Here is a 14141-nt window from a genome sequence, read left to right on the forward strand (position 1 = left end):
TCCTGAAAACGGAACATCCATGAATACCAAAGCCCGAAAGGTCATGATTATCGGTACCGGCAACGTGGGCGCCTCTGCGGCCTACGCCCTGCTTAATCAGAATATTTGTGAAGCGTTGATTCTGGTGGACGTTAACCATGAGCGCGTGGCCGGTCATGCGCAGGATCTGGCCGACGCCGCCGCTTATATGCCGGGCATGATGACCCTTTCCACCCGTGAGGTGACGGACTGCGCGGATGTGGATATCGCGGTGATCACCGTCTCCGGCGGCGCGCTCAAACCCGGCCAGACCCGCCTTGATGAGCTGACCGGCACGGCGCGTATCGTGCAGACCATTGTGCCGCAGATGATGGCTAACGGCTTTAACGGCATTTTTCTCGTCGCCACCAATCCCTGCGACATCATTACCTGGCAGGTGTGGAAGCTTTCCGGGCTGCCGCGCAATCAGGTGATCGGCACCGGCGTCTGGCTGGATACCACCCGGCTGCGCCGCACGCTGGCGGAGGCGCTGGACATTGGCGCGCAGAGTATTGATGCCTTTATCCTCGGCGAGCACGGCGACACCCAGTTCCCGGTGTGGTCGCACTCTTCGGTTTACGGCTCCCCCATTGCCGAGGTGTACCAGCGCAAAACCGGGCAGCCGCTGGATGGCGACCAGCTGGCGGCGAAGGTGCGTCGTCTGGGATTTGATATTTACGCCCGCAAAGGCTGCACCGAATACGGTATTGCCGGCACCATCGCCGAGATCTGCCGCAATATCTTTACCGGCAGCCACCGGGCGCTGGCTATCTCCTGCATTCTGGACGGCGAGTACGGCATGAGCAATATCGCCATTGGCGTGCCCGCCGTGCTGGCGCAAAGCGGGGTACAGCAGATCATTGAGTTACAGCTGGCGGACGATGAGCTGGCGCTGTTCCGTCACTCCGCCAGCGTCATTACCGCCAATATCGCCCGCCTGCCGTAAGGTTAAGGCTGTTTCAGCTGAATGCGCCCGGTGAGGTAAGTGGTGGCCTGACCCGCGATGCTCACCCGCTCGCCGCGCCATTCACAGCGCAGATCGCCGCCGCGGGCGGAAACCTGACGGGCCGCAAGGTGCGTTCTGCCAAGCTTCTCGCCCCAGTACGGAATCAGCATACTGTGGGCGGAGCCGGTGACCGGATCTTCCGCCACCGCTTCGCCGGGGCAGAAAAAGCGGCTGACGAAATCATGGTTATCCCCCCGCGCGGTGACGCAGACCATTTTGCCAAGCGGTATCATGGCGGCGATATCCGGTTGCAGGGCTTCCACCTGCTGCTGATTTTGCAGCACCACCAGATAATCCCGTGCGGCGCGCACTTCCACCGCATGGTCGATGCCCAGCGCGCTGAACAGCAATGGCGGGAGGTCCTCCACCGGCTGCGTCTGCCAGGCCGGGAAATCCAGCGTCAGCCAGTCGCCATTGTGGGAGACGCTGAGCGGGCCGACGAAGCGGGTGGTGAAAGCAATTTCCGTATCAGGATGCCCCAGATGGTTAAAGATCACGTGCGCGGCGGCGAGGGTCGCGTGGCCGCAAAGGTCAATCTCATACTGGGTGGTGAACCAGCGCAGCTCATAGCCGTCATCATGGCGCACAAAGAACGCCGTCTCGGACTGGTTATGCTGTTTCGCCATCTTCAGCAGCGTCTCATCCGGCAGCCATTCCGTTAATACGCATACCGCCGCCGCGTTACCGCCAAAGGCGCGGTCGCTGAACGCATCAACCATATAAAAATCAATTTCCTGCATTGTCTGCTCCTGTTGCGGATCCCGATGGCTACCATGACATAAGGCACCGCAGCGCGCAGCCGTTTTTATCGGTCAGCGCAGGCAGGAAAATGAGATCTAAATCACAAAACGGCTGTATTTTCACCACTAATCGTTTTAAGATCGCCGTCTTCCCTTATTGCATTCACGCCTGAGAAATTTATGACAACCAACACGGTATCACGCCGGGTCGCGTGGCTACGGGTGGTTACGCTTGCCATTGCGGCCTTTATTTTTAACACCACGGAGTTCGTCCCCGTGGGGCTGCTCTCTGATATCGCGCAGAGCTTTGGTATGGAAACCGCGCAGGTCGGAATTATGTTGACCATCTACGCCTGGGTGGTGGCGCTGCTGTCGCTGCCCTTTATGCTGCTCACCAGCCAGGTGGAACGGCGTAAGCTGCTGATTGGCCTGTTTGTGCTGTTTATCGCCAGCCATGTGCTGTCGTTCCTCGCATGGAACTTTACCGTGCTGGTGGTAAGCCGTATCGGCATTGCCTTTGCCCATGCGATTTTCTGGTCGATCACCGCGTCGCTGGCGATCCGCCTCGCCCCGGCGGGCAAACGCGCCCAGGCGCTGAGCCTGCTGGCCACCGGCACCGCGCTGGCGATGGTGCTCGGCCTGCCGATTGGCCGCCTCGTCGGGCAGTATTTCGGCTGGCGCACCACCTTCTTTATTATCGGCCTCGGGGCGCTCATCACCCTGCTGTGCCTTGTCAAACTGCTGCCGCGTCTGCCGAGCGAGCACTCCGGATCGCTGAAAAGCCTGCCGGTGCTGTTCCGCCGTCCGGCGCTGATGGCGATTTATCTGCTCACCGTGGTGGTGGTGACAGCGCACTATACGGCCTACAGCTATATCGAGCCGTTTGTGATGACGGTCGCCGGATCGAGCGCCAGCTTCGCCACCCTGCTGTTGCTGGTGTTGGGCGGGGCGGGCATCATCGGCAGCGTGCTGTTCAGCAAGCTGGGTAACGCCCACGCCTCAGGGCTGGTGAGCGGTGCGATCGCCCTGCTGACGCTGTGTCTGGCGCTGCTGCTGCCGGCGGCAGACAGTGAGATGCATCTGGCGGTGCTGAGCCTGTTCTGGGGCGTGGCGATCATGATCATCGGCCTTGGCATGCAGGTGAAGGTGCTGTCGCTGGCGCCGGATGCCACCGACGTGGCGATGGCGCTGTTCTCGGGGATTTTCAACATTGGCATTGGCGCGGGCGCGCTGGTGGGCAATCAGGTGAGCCTGCACGGCTCGATGAGCGCTATCGGCTATGTGGGCGCGATACCTGCGCTGGCGGCGCTGATCTGGGCGGTACTGATATTCCGCCGCTGGCCGACGGCGCTGGAAGAGCACGCGCCGACCGTCTGAATTGCCAGCCCCTCACCGCCAGGTCAGGGGCTGTTTTTTAATGATAAGTGGTGATGATTTCCAGCACGCCGTTAATGATGAACTGCACTCCCATACAGACCAGCAAAAAGCCCATCAGACGTGAAATCGCTTCGATACCGCCTTTGCCCACCAGCCGCATGATCGCCCCGGAACTGCGCAGGCTGCCCCACAAAATCAGCCCCACCAGCGCAAAAATCAGCGGCGGCGCGACGGTGATCACCCATTCCGGAAACTCGCTGGAGTGGCGCACAGTTGAGGCGGAACTGATGATCATCGCAATGGTCCCCGGCCCGGCGGTGCTGGGCATCGCCAGCGGGACAAAGGCGATATTGGTATCCGGCGCGTCCTCCAGCTCTTCGGATTTGGTTTTCGCCTCCGGCGTTTCATGGGCTTTCTGCTGCGGGAACAGCATACGGAAGCCGATAAAGGCGACGATCAGCCCGCCCGCAATTCGCAGACCGGGTATCGAAATACCAAAGGTGTTCATCACCAGCTGCCCGGCGTAGTACGCCACCATCATGATGATAAAGACATACAGCGAGGCCATGCGCGCCTGTTCGTTGCGCTGGGCGTTGTTCATGTTCCCGGCAAGGCCGAGAAAGAGCGCAACCGTGGTTAAGGGATTCGCCAGCGGCAGTAAAACCACCAGTCCGAGGCCAATCGCCCGAATAAGATCCAGCATGAAAATTTCACTCCTGTGATGAGGTAAAGACCCGTCAAGTATATCTGTAAAGGGGGGCGAGGAGCAGAAAAGTGACAGGACGTGAAACGTTTTAGCAATTCGTGGCATTCGGCGATTCATTCAGTTGACTTATACTTGCCCCGGCAATAATATCCGCCGTGATTACTTACTTGCCGGGGCAACCATCGTGAATAACACAAGTGACTTGTTTAACGAAATCATCCCACTTGGCCGTCTTATTCATATGGTTAACCAGAAAAAAGATCGCCTGCTTAACGATTACCTGTCGCCGCTGGATATTACCGCGACGCAGTTTAAAGTGCTTTGTTCAATTCGCTGCGCCGGCTGCATTACGCCGGTGGAACTGAAAAAAGTGCTTTCTGTCGATCTGGGCGCCCTGACCCGCATGCTGGATCGTCTGGTATGCAAAGACTGGATCGAACGTACGCCAAACCCGCACGATAAGCGCGGCGTACTGATCCGGTTGACCACCGATGGCGCGGCGCTGTGCGAGCGCGGCCATCAGTTATTAGGACAAGACCTGCACCAGGAACTAACAAAAAACTTAACGGCAGACGAAGTGGCAACTCTTGAGTATTTACTCAAAAAAGTACTGCCGTAAAACAACGAGGTATGACGATGTCCAGACGCAATAATGACGCGATCACTATTCATAGCATTTTGGACTGGATTGAAGATAACCTGGAATCCCCGCTGTCGCTGGAGAAGGTTTCCGAGCGTTCAGGTTACTCGAAGTGGCACCTGCAACGGATGTTCAAAAAAGAAACTGGCCATTCATTAGGTCAATACATCCGCAGCCGCAAACTGACTGAAATTGCGCAAAAGCTCAAGCAGAGCAACGAGCCGATCCTCTATCTGGCCGAGCGTTATGGCTTTGAGTCACAGCAGACGCTGACGCGCACTTTCAAGAACTACTTTGACGTGCCGCCGCACAAATACCGCACCACCGGTATGCACGGCGAAACCCGGTATCTGCTACCTATTAATCACTGTAATTGAGAAACGCCTGATTTAGACGTATCGAGGAAATCATGAAAACTATCGTCTCCGCCGCCCTCACCGCTCTGATGCTGGTAAGCGCCCAGAGCTATGCGGAGCAGTCCCGTCATCCTGCCGCATCCAGTGACCGCGACGCGATGATCATGCCGTCGGCCCACGACCAGTCGCCTTTCGACTTCAATCATATGGGAACCGGCAGCGACAAATCCGACGAATTAGGCGTGCCTTATTACAACCGGCACGGCTAATTTCGCTTTGCCCCGCTCCGGCGGGGCTTTTTTTTATCTGACCGGCAGCGCTTTACGGAAACGCACGCCAAAGATATTGATATACAGCCCCGCCATAATCAGCGCCGCCCCGACCAGCTGTAACAGCGTCAGGGTTTCACCCAGCAATAACGCCGCGCTGCCCATACCGAACACCGGCACCAGCAAAGACAGCGGCGCAACACGCCAGGTTTCATAGCGCCCGAGCAGCGTACCCCAGATGCCGTAGCCGATAATGGTCGCCACAAAGGCCAGATAGAGCAGCGAAAAGACGGTGACGAGATCGATATTCACCAGGCTTTGTACCATCACAGCCGGACCGTCGAAAATCAGCGACGCCACCATAAAGGGCACGATGGGGATCAGCGCGCTCCACACCACCAGCGACATCACCGACGGGCGCACCGGCAGCTGCATGATCATCTTGTTGAAAATATTGCCGCAGGCCCAGCTCAGCGCCGCCGCCAGCGTCAGCAGAAAGCCAAGCAGCGCCACATGCTGACCGTTGAGGCTCGCCTGCGCCAGCACCAGCACGCCGAACACCGCCAGCGTAATGCCGATCACCTGCTTCGCCTGTAAGCGCTCGCCGAACACGCAGGCGCCGAGAATAATGGTAAAGAACGCCTGCGCCTGCAGCACCAGCGACGCCAGCCCGGCGGGCATTCCGAAGTTAATGGCGCAGAACAGAAAGGCAAACTGCCCGAAGCTGATGGTCAGCCCGTAGCCGAGCAGCAGACGCATCGGGATTTTTGGCCGTGACACCACCAGCAGCGCCGGAAAGGCCACCAGCACGAATCGTAATCCCGCCAGCATCAGCGGGGGCATATTGTGCAGTCCAAGTTTGATGACGACGAAATTCAGTCCCCACACCACCACGACCAGCAACGCCAGCAGACTATCTTTACGCGTCATCATTGCCCCGATGTTTTTAAATTTATGTAAAAAAGTAACGTTAACGTAAAAGAATGTACAGAGACAGATCCCAAATTATGGCAGGTCAGATTTCGCATTCGAGAACAAACCGGTAGCTATACAAGCCCGGATCTGCATGTTATTGCTGTAAGTCATAGCAAATAACGATAATGAATGTGATGTCAGGCAAGCATATGATCCCAACACAAACCCGTTCCACCCTCGCACTACTCGCCTCCTCGTTACTGCTGACCATTGGTCGCGGTGCCACGTTGCCCTTTATGACGATCTATCTTAGCCGTCAGTACGGCATGACGGTGGATGCAGTAGGTTATGCCCTGAGTATTGCCCTCACCATCGGCGTCTTTTTCAGCCTCGGGTTTGGCATTCTTGCGGATAAATTCGACAAAAAGCGCTATATGGTGATCGCCATCGCCTGTTTCATTATCGGCTTCTCGGCGATCCCGCTCAGTAATAACGTGATCGTGGTGGTGGCGCTGTTTGCGCTGATCAACTGCGCCTATTCGGTGTTCTCCACTGTACTGAAGGCCTATTTCTCGGACACCCTGACGCCGTCAGCGAAAGCGAAGATTTTCTCCCTCAATTATACGGTGCTGAATATTGGCTGGACCGTGGGGCCGCCCCTCGGCACGCTGCTGGTGATGCAGAGCGTCAACCTGCCGTTCTGGCTGGCGGCAGCCTGCGCCGCTTTCCCGCTGGTGTTTATTCAGCTGTTTGTGCAGCGTATTCCCATCAATATGCGCGGCGAAGAGAGCGTTGCCTGGTCGCCGTCGGTGCTGCTGCGGGATAAGGCGCTATTGTGGTTCACCCTCTCCGGTTTTCTGGCTTCTTTTGTCGCCGGTTCCTTCGCCACCTGTATTTCCCAGTACGTGATGAGCGTGGCGGATAACAATTTCGCCGAGAAAGTGGTGGCGGTGGTGCTGTCGGTGAATGCCGCGATGGTGGTCAGCCTGCAATATGCGCTGGGCCGCAGTATTAACGCCCGCAATATCCAGCCGCTGATGGCCGCCGGGACGCTGTTTTTTGTGGTGGGGCTGGCGGGCTTTATGCTCGCGGGCAGCAATTTGTGGTTCTGGGGCATTGCCTCGGCGATCTTTACCGTCGGCGAGATTATCTATGCGCCGGGGGAATACCTGTTGATCGATAACATCGCGCCTGCGGGTATGAAATCCAGCTACTTCTCAGCGCAGGCGTTAGGCTGGCTGGGCGCGGCGTTAAACCCGCTGGCCACCGGGGTGATCCTGACGAATCTGCCGGGCTGGTCGCTGTTTGTGATCCTGATGGTGGTGATTGTGCTGGCCTGGCTGATGATGCTGCTGGGGATGCGGGTAAGTCCGTGGCAGGACGTGAAGGAAAAGGTGGCGGTTTAAAGCGTGGTGACGGGCGGTAAATGCCGGGTGGCGGCTTCGCCTTACCCGGCCTACGTTTTAACCGGCTTGCCCTGTAGGCCCGGCAAGCATCGCGCCGCCGGGCGATTGACCCGGCCAGGGGTGAACATGGTGACGACCCTGTAGGCCCGGCAAGCATCGCGCCGCCGGGCAACTTAGCGTTACACTGTCACTTACCACACTTCATCGGCGATGGCGGTGACAAGGCGGACTTTGTCCCACTGCTGCGCTTCCGTCAGGGAATTGCCCTCTTCGGTTGACGCAAAGCCGCACTGCGGGCTTAAGCAGATCTGATTGATATCCACATACTGCGCCGCTTCCTGCAGGCGCGCCTTAATGCCTTCCGGGTTTTCCAGCTCGCCATTCTTGGTGGTGATCAGCCCCAGCACCACCTGCTGTTTGCCAGGACGCACATGGCGCAGCGGGGCAAAATCGCCGGAGCGGTCGTTATCGTATTCGAGGAAGAACGCATCGACATTCACCGTGCCGAACAGCACTTCCGCCACCGGCTCGTAGCCGCCCTCCGAAATCCAGGTCGAGCGGAAATTCCCGCGGCAGACATGCAGGCCGATGGTCAGATCCTCCGGCTTGCCTTCCAGCGCCTTATTCAGCACGCGGGCATAAATCTGCGCCAGTTCGTCCGGGTCATCACCGCGCTCGCGGATCTGCTGACGCTGTTCGTCAGAGCACAGGTACGCCCAGACGGTGTCATCCAGTTGCAGATAACGGCAGCCCGCGTCATAAAACGCGCGGATGGCATCGCGCCAGGTGGTCGCCAGATCGTCAAAATAGCGGTCCAGCGTAGGGTATACCGTCGCGTCTATGGCTTTACGCCCGCCGCGGAAGTGCAGCACGCTCGGGCTGGGGATGGTCATTTTCGGCTGCGCATTGCCGCTGATGCTTTGCAGATAGCGGAAGTCTTCCAGCATGGGGTGATCGCCGAAGCTCAGCTTGCCGGTCACGCGCACGCTGTGGGCTTTGGTCTGCACGCCATTGAACTGAATGCCCTGCTCAGAATCGTAACGCTCCACGCCGTTCAGACCATCAAAGAAGTCGAAATGCCACCAGGCGCGACGGAACTCGCCGTCGGTCACCACATGCAGGCCACAGGCGCACTGCTGTTCCACCACCTGGCGGATAGCGTCGTCTTCCACGGCGCGCAGCTGCACGGCGTCGATTTCACCGCGCGCAAACTGGATTCGCGCCTGTTTAATGGCGTCCGGGCGTAAAAAACTGCCGACGACATCGGCGCGGTACGGGGCGTGTTGTTGCATGCTTATCTCCTTGCCGCCAGTGAAAAGTAATACCCTGGCGTGATAGTTCATTATTTGAATTTTTAGCCTTCTGGACGGCTAAACATCCAAAAAAGATGTCATATCCTGGGCGGGATAGCAAATGAGAAAAGCTCACGCATGTTGAAAAAAATTCATCTTTCTTCCGTTAACACCGGGGTCGCCGTCCCGTCGTCCATGTTTTCCCGGTTACGGGTGCCCCACTCACACAGCGGCTGCAACGCCTGCGCCAGCGAACGGCCAAAATCGGTAATGCTGTACTCCACCCGCGGCGGTACCTCGCGGAAATCGTGACGCGTGATGATGCCGTCTTCCGTCATCGCTTTGAGCTGCTGGATCAGCACTTTCTCGCTGATGCCTTCAACCAGCCGTTTAAATTCCCCGAAACGACGCGGGCTGTACTGCACGTAAAACAGCAACAGCGGTTTCCACTTGCCGCCAATGTAATGCAGGGCCACATCAAGGCCGCAGACCGGCTCCATAATTTTCTCCATACATACCTTTTGGTAGGTACTAGTATACAGGAAAGTCTGTGCTTACACTGCTTTCTCACACACAGTTGCGGAGAAACATCATGGGTAAGCTTGCAGGTAAAGTCGTCGTTATTACGGGTGCGAACAGCGGGATCGGTCTGGCCTCGGCGAAACGCTTTGCACAGGAAGGCGCGCGGCTGTTTCTGACCGGGCGTCGGGTCAGCGAACTGGAGAGGGCGGTTGCGGAGATTGGGCATGGCGCGGTGGGTATTCCGTGTGATATCTCAAAGATGGCCGATCTCGACAACCTGTTTGACCAGGTTCGCCAACAGGCGGGACAAATTGACGTGCTGTTTGCTAACGCAGGCGGCGGGGATTTTGCGCCGCTGGCGGAAATCACTGAGGAACACTACGAACGTATTTTTGACACCAACGTCAAAGGTACGCTGTTCACCGTGCAGAAAGCGCTGCCGCTGCTGAAAGACGGCGGGTCGATTATCCTCACCGGCTCCACCAGCGCCACCACCGGCATTCCGGCATTCAGCGTGTACAGCGCCAGCAAAGCCGCGCTGCGCACCTTCGCCCGCGGCTGGATCCTCGATCTGGCGCCGCGCAAGATCCGCGTCAATGTGCTGGTGCCCGGCTCCACCTCCACGCCAGGCTGGCATAACCTGTCGCCGGATGAAGCCGCGAACCAGCAGATGATTAATGAGGTTGAGGCCACCACGCCGCTGGGCCGTCTGGCGGAACCGTCCGAAGTGGCCGCCGCCGCCCTGTTCCTCGCCTCGGACGACAGCAGCTTCGTGAACGGAAGCGAGCTGTTCGTGGACGGCGGCGCGGCGCAGATTTAATCCTTCATCGCAGGGATTCAGTCATCCCCCTGCGCAAAGGCATAGCCCTCATCCTCCCAGCCGGTAATGCCGCCAATCATGATTTTTACCGGCAGGCCAAGGGTGGCGAGTTTTAACGCGGCGCGATCGGCTCCGTTGCAGTGTGGCCCGGCACAGTACACCACAAACAGGGTGCCGTCGGGCCACGCCTGCATCCGTTCGGCGGTCATTTGCGCATGAGGTAAATGGATCGCGCCGGGCAGATGACGGCGGGCGAACGTTGCCGCGCTCCCCACCACGTGCAGCAGCACAAAATCCTGATCGCCAGTGGTGATGGCGTGATGGACATCGGCGCAGTCGGTTTCCACGCTCAGGCGATGCAGAAAATGCAGGCGGGTTTCTTCCGGCGTGGCGGCAGGGAATTCGGTTACATAGCTCATCGTGTTTTCTCCGGGTTTGTGATAACACTACTGTATCCATTAATTCGCCGCGCCACTGCCTGCCGGTCTGCCAGAAAACGCCAGGATCATGACAAAATTACCTCCCGCATCGCCCCGTCCGTTCGTCGTCGCCCTCGCCTACGATGGTTTATGCACCTTTGAATTCGGCGTGGCGGTGGAAATTTTTGGTCTGCCGCGCCCGGAGCTGGGGGATAACTGGTACCGCTTTGCGGTGGCGGCGGTGGATGAGGGGGAACTGCGCGCCACCGGCGGCATTCGCATCATGGCCGACGGCGGGCTGGATCTGCTGGCGCAGGCGGACACCATCGTCATTCCCGGCTGGCGCGGCGCGGACACGCCGGTGCCGGAAGCACTGTGCGATGCCCTGCGCGCGGCCAGTGCGCGCGGCTGCCGCATTATGACCATCTGTTCCGGGGTATTTGTGCTTGCCGCCACCGGCTTGCTGAACGGGCGCAGGGCTACCACCCACTGGCGCTACACCCCGCTGTTACGCAGCCGTTATCCCGCCATTCAGGTGCTGGATGACGCGCTCTATTATGATGAAGGCTCGCTGCTGACCTCGGCGGGCAGCGCGGCGGGGATCGATTTATGTCTGCACGTGGTGCGCGAGGATTTTGGCGCGGAGATTGCCAACAACGTCGCCCGCAGGCTGGTGGTGCAGCCGCACCGCGACGGGGCGCAAACCCAGCAGGTGGTGCGTCCGGTGGCGCGGGCGCGGGAGAGTAAATCCCTGGGGATGATCTTTGATTTTCTGCATCAGTCGCTGGCGGAAAATCACAGCGTGGCAGCCCTTGCCCGTCAGGCAGGCATGAGTCCGCGCACCTTTTTACGGCGCTTCGCCGATGCCACCGGCACCACGCCCGCGCGCTGGATCCTCAACGAACGGCTGCTGCGCGCCCGGGAGTCTCTGGCGAACTCCAGGTTACGCATTGACGAGATCGCGCAGCAGACCGGTTTTGGCAGCGCGGCCTCCCTGCGCCATCATTTCCGCGCGCAGTTCGCTATTTCCCCCGGCGATTACCGCAAAACCATCCTGGCCCGCAGCGCCGGGTGATTTACAGGCAAAAAAAATCCGCCAGTTACGCTGGCGGAAATGCTTGCATGGATAGGATCGTTATTTTATTTATGCGCACCCCCGCCATTTAGCTGTCGGGTCACGGATCGATAAGACCTTAACAGTACCTGATTCAACAAAGCGTAAACGAGGAAGATCTGTTTAAAAATTCACGCTTGTTTTTTATACAAAAATGAAGATATATCCTTCAGGATGAGGAATTTATGTTAGCGTTTGTCTTCCACCTGACTGGCGTGAGGGATTATTTACAATCTCAAATTTCTTTGCCCAATATGTCATGGAAATAGCTTTATTTTCACGACCTTCGACCCGGAAAAACTCCATCCACACGGCGCAATTTGTTCAACTTGTGGTACACGTTTAACCGCAAGCTCCTGCATACCACGAAAGCGCAAAGCGCGTAAGATGGCGAGCTGATGAAATACTGACAATGCCCTTGTTATTCAACAAGGGCTTCTTATTACCGTCAGCCGCTACTGACTCAGTCCGCGATTTTTGAGCATCGGTTCCGGCAGCGGATCATGTCCGCGCCATTCACGATAGAGCGCCGCTAAATCACTGCTGTTCCCCCGCGACAGGATCGCCGCCCGGAAGCGTCGCCCGTTTTCCGGGCGTAATCCGCCCTGCTCTACAAACCACTGATAGCCGTCATCGGCCAGCATCTGCGTCCACAGATAGGCGTAATAGCCAGCGGCATAGCCGCCGCCAAAAATATGCGCGAAATAGCTGCTGCGATAACGCGGCGGCACCGCGTCCAGATCGAGGTTTTCCTGTTTAATGGCCTGAGTTTCAAAAGCATCGACGTCGTTGATGTCGGCATCCGCGCGGATGCGGTGCCAGTTCATATCCAGCAGCGCGGCGCTTAACAGCTCCGTCATGTCGTAGCCTTTATTAAACAGCGTGGCGCTGAACATTTTTTCGCGCAGCGCCTCCGGCATCGGCTCGCCGGTCTGATAATGGCGGGCGTAACGGGCGAACACCTCCGGGTGGCTGGCCCAGTGCTCGTTGATCTGCGACGGGAATTCGACAAAATCCCGCGGCGTGTTGGTGCCGGAGAGCGTGGCGTAGCGCTGGCTGGCAAACAGGCCGTGCAGCGTATGGCCGAACTCATGGAACAGGGTGATCACATCGTCCCACGAGATCAGCGCGGGCTGCCCGGCAGCAGGCTTCTGGTAGTTACAGACGTTGTAGATCACCGGGCGGGTGCCGTTTAAGGTCGACTGCTCCACAAAGTTGCCCATCCACGCGCCGCCGCTTTTCGAATCGCGGGCGAAGAAATCGCCGTAAAACAGCGCAAGCCCTGTACCGTCCTCATCAAAAATTTCCCATACCCGCACATCAGGGTGATAGACCGGAATATCAGCCCGCTCGGTAAAAGTAAGACCAAACAGCTGGCTTGCCGTCCAGAACACGCCGTCCACCAGCACGTTGTCCAGCGCGAAGTAGGGTTTGATCTGGCTTTCATCGATGGCGTATTTCGCCTGGCGCACCTGTTCGCCATAAAAGGCCCAGTCCCAGGCGCGGGCGGTAAAGCCGCCCTGCTGCCCGTCGATCGCCTGCTGAATATCCGCCAGTTCCTTTTCGGCACGGGCGCGTGCGGCAGGTGCAATGTCACGCATAAAGCGCAGCGCGGCAGCCGGGGTTTGTGCCATCTGATCGGCGATCTTCCAGGAAGCGTAATCCTCAAAGCCCAGCAGCTGCGCCTGGCGGGCGCGGATCTGCGTTAAACGCAGCACGATCTGCCGGGTGTCGTTTTCATCGCCGCGCTGGGTACGCAGCCAGCCTGCGGTAAAGAGTTTTTCACGGGTCTGGCGGTTACGCAGCGCCGCAAGAGCGGGTTGCTGGGTGGTGTTCAGCAGCGGGATCAGCCAGCGGTCGTGCAGGCCTCTCTCCTCCGCCGCCGTCCGCGCCCGGGCGATTTCATCCTCTGTCAGACCGTCGAGTTCTCCGGCGCTCTCCACCACCAGCGCCGCGGCTTTTCCGGCGGCCAGCAGATGCTGATTAAAGCGGCTGGTGAGCTGCGCAGCTTCGGTGTTAAGTGCTTTCAGCGTCTGCTTATCGGCGGCGGGCAGTTTGGCGCCCGCGAGAATAAAGCGCTGATGCGTAACCTCCAGCAGGCGGCGGGATTCATCATCAAGCCCGGCGGTGTCCCGCGCGTTGTACACCGCGTCCACGCGCGCAAAGAGCGCGTCATCAAGGTAAATGTCATTCGCCAGCCCGGCGAGTTCCGCCGAGAAAGCTTCATCCAGCAATTGCAGATCGTCGTTGGTATGCGCCGAGGTCATGGCGAAGAAAATGCTGGTGACGCGCGACAGCAACTCCCCGCTCTGCTCCAGCGCCAGGACGGTATTGGCAAAGTCCGGCGCGTCGCTCTGACCGGCAATAGCGGCTATTTCCGCGCGTTTCTGGCGCATCCCCTCATCAAAGGCGGGCCGGTAATGGCTGTCCTGCAGCGCATCGAAACGCGGAGCCTGATACGGCAGCGTGCTCTGTTCAAACAGTGGATTGGTGACGGACATGTTTACTCCCCTGAACCGTTGATCGGTTTCTACAGTACCA

16 protein-coding genes are annotated in these 14141 nt (G+C 58.4%); 9 read left to right on the forward strand and 7 right to left on the reverse strand.

All coding sequences use genetic code 11. The features are described 5' to 3' along the window. Positions 1–19 precede the first annotated feature (19 nt). Entirely contained in the window at positions 20–964 is a 945-nt protein-coding gene (locus ACQUTD_RS14440) for an L-lactate dehydrogenase (RefSeq protein WP_473275655.1), read from the forward strand. Between the two features lie 2 nt (positions 965–966). Here the strand turns inward: ACQUTD_RS14440 and ACQUTD_RS14445 are convergent, their stop codons facing one another. Further along, positions 967–1764, reverse strand: coding sequence for a PhzF family phenazine biosynthesis protein (locus ACQUTD_RS14445; protein ID WP_072568432.1), 798 nt, complete (start codon positions 1762–1764; stop codon positions 967–969). A 180-nt stretch (positions 1765–1944) separates the two neighbouring features. On the opposite strand from ACQUTD_RS14445, the gene ACQUTD_RS14450 reads away from it, so the two are divergent. Then, positions 1945–3141: a sugar transporter gene (locus tag ACQUTD_RS14450; protein ID WP_473275653.1), complete on the forward strand. Its 1197-nt coding sequence runs from the start codon at positions 1945–1947 to the stop codon at positions 3139–3141. Between the two features lie 37 nt (positions 3142–3178). Here ACQUTD_RS14450 and ACQUTD_RS14455 read toward each other — a convergent pair whose 3' ends face one another. Then, on the reverse strand, positions 3179–3844 hold the full coding sequence (locus ACQUTD_RS14455; protein WP_072568430.1) for a MarC family NAAT transporter: 666 nt from the start codon (positions 3842–3844) through the stop codon (positions 3179–3181). Positions 3845–4031: 187 nt separating this feature from the next. Between ACQUTD_RS14455 and marR the strand changes: the two genes are divergently transcribed. The 3 genes from marR to marB are packed head-to-tail and all read left to right on the forward strand — an operon-like array spanning position 4032 to position 5112. Continuing rightward, a complete protein-coding gene (gene marR / locus ACQUTD_RS14460) occupies positions 4032–4466 on the forward strand; it encodes a multiple antibiotic resistance transcriptional regulator MarR (protein WP_072568429.1) in 435 nt (144 codons plus the stop codon). Between the two features lie 17 nt (positions 4467–4483). Beyond that, complete coding sequence (gene marA / locus ACQUTD_RS14465; RefSeq protein ID WP_140419632.1) at positions 4484–4864, forward strand: MDR efflux pump AcrAB transcriptional activator MarA; 381 nt, start codon at positions 4484–4486, stop codon at positions 4862–4864. Positions 4865–4896: 32 nt separating this feature from the next. Then, the gene (marB, locus tag ACQUTD_RS14470; RefSeq protein ID WP_473275649.1) at positions 4897–5112 is read left to right on the forward strand and encodes a multiple antibiotic resistance protein MarB; all 216 of its coding nucleotides are present in this window, start codon (positions 4897–4899) and stop codon (positions 5110–5112) included. A 33-nt stretch (positions 5113–5145) separates the two neighbouring features. Here marB and eamA read toward each other — a convergent pair whose 3' ends face one another. Then, positions 5146–6042 (reverse strand): O-acetylserine/cysteine exporter, encoded by an 897-nt coding sequence (eamA, locus tag ACQUTD_RS14475; protein ID WP_473276118.1) that lies wholly within the window; start codon positions 6040–6042, stop codon positions 5146–5148. A 194-nt stretch (positions 6043–6236) separates the two neighbouring features. Here eamA and ydeE point away from each other — a divergent pair, with 194 nt between their 5' ends. After that, on the forward strand, positions 6237–7433 hold the full coding sequence (gene ydeE / locus ACQUTD_RS14480; RefSeq protein WP_473275646.1) for an efflux MFS transporter YdeE: 1197 nt from the start codon (positions 6237–6239) through the stop codon (positions 7431–7433). Between the two features lie 191 nt (positions 7434–7624). Here ydeE and ACQUTD_RS14485 read toward each other — a convergent pair whose 3' ends face one another. After that, positions 7625–8725 (reverse strand): 5-methyltetrahydropteroyltriglutamate--homocysteine S-methyltransferase, encoded by a 1101-nt coding sequence (locus ACQUTD_RS14485; protein WP_473275642.1) that lies wholly within the window; start codon positions 8723–8725, stop codon positions 7625–7627. A 152-nt stretch (positions 8726–8877) separates the two neighbouring features. Further along, the gene (locus tag ACQUTD_RS14490; RefSeq protein ID WP_473275640.1) at positions 8878–9237 is read right to left on the reverse strand and encodes a winged helix-turn-helix transcriptional regulator; all 360 of its coding nucleotides are present in this window, start codon (positions 9235–9237) and stop codon (positions 8878–8880) included. A gap of 80 nt (positions 9238–9317) precedes the next feature. Between ACQUTD_RS14490 and ACQUTD_RS14495 the strand changes: the two genes are divergently transcribed. After that, positions 9318–10067 carry an SDR family oxidoreductase gene (locus ACQUTD_RS14495; protein ID WP_473275638.1) on the forward strand — a complete coding sequence of 250 codons (750 nt, stop codon included), beginning with the start codon at positions 9318–9320 and terminating at the stop codon, positions 10065–10067. A gap of 17 nt (positions 10068–10084) precedes the next feature. Here ACQUTD_RS14495 and ACQUTD_RS14500 read toward each other — a convergent pair whose 3' ends face one another. Continuing rightward, positions 10085–10486, reverse strand: a complete 402-nt coding sequence (locus ACQUTD_RS14500) for a rhodanese-like domain-containing protein (protein WP_072568422.1) — start codon at positions 10484–10486, stop codon at positions 10085–10087. 67 nt (positions 10487–10553) lie between these two features. On the opposite strand from ACQUTD_RS14500, the gene ftrA reads away from it, so the two are divergent. Together ftrA and ymcF are read left to right on the forward strand one after the other, a co-directional pair. After that, positions 10554–11561 carry a transcriptional regulator FtrA gene (gene ftrA, locus ACQUTD_RS14505; RefSeq protein WP_473276116.1) on the forward strand — a complete coding sequence of 336 codons (1008 nt, stop codon included), beginning with the start codon at positions 10554–10556 and terminating at the stop codon, positions 11559–11561. Positions 11562–11825: 264 nt separating this feature from the next. Further along, complete coding sequence (ymcF, locus tag ACQUTD_RS14510) at positions 11826–11999, forward strand: cold shock small protein YmcF (RefSeq protein WP_473385686.1); 174 nt, start codon at positions 11826–11828, stop codon at positions 11997–11999. Positions 12000–12055: 56 nt separating this feature from the next. Here the strand turns inward: ymcF and dcp are convergent, their stop codons facing one another. Further along, the gene (gene dcp, locus ACQUTD_RS14515) at positions 12056–14101 is read right to left on the reverse strand and encodes a peptidyl-dipeptidase Dcp (RefSeq protein ID WP_473275634.1); all 2046 of its coding nucleotides are present in this window, start codon (positions 14099–14101) and stop codon (positions 12056–12058) included. Between the last annotated feature and the right edge of the window lie 40 nt (positions 14102–14141).

This window comes from Enterobacter sp. K510 (genome assembly GCF_055804875.1).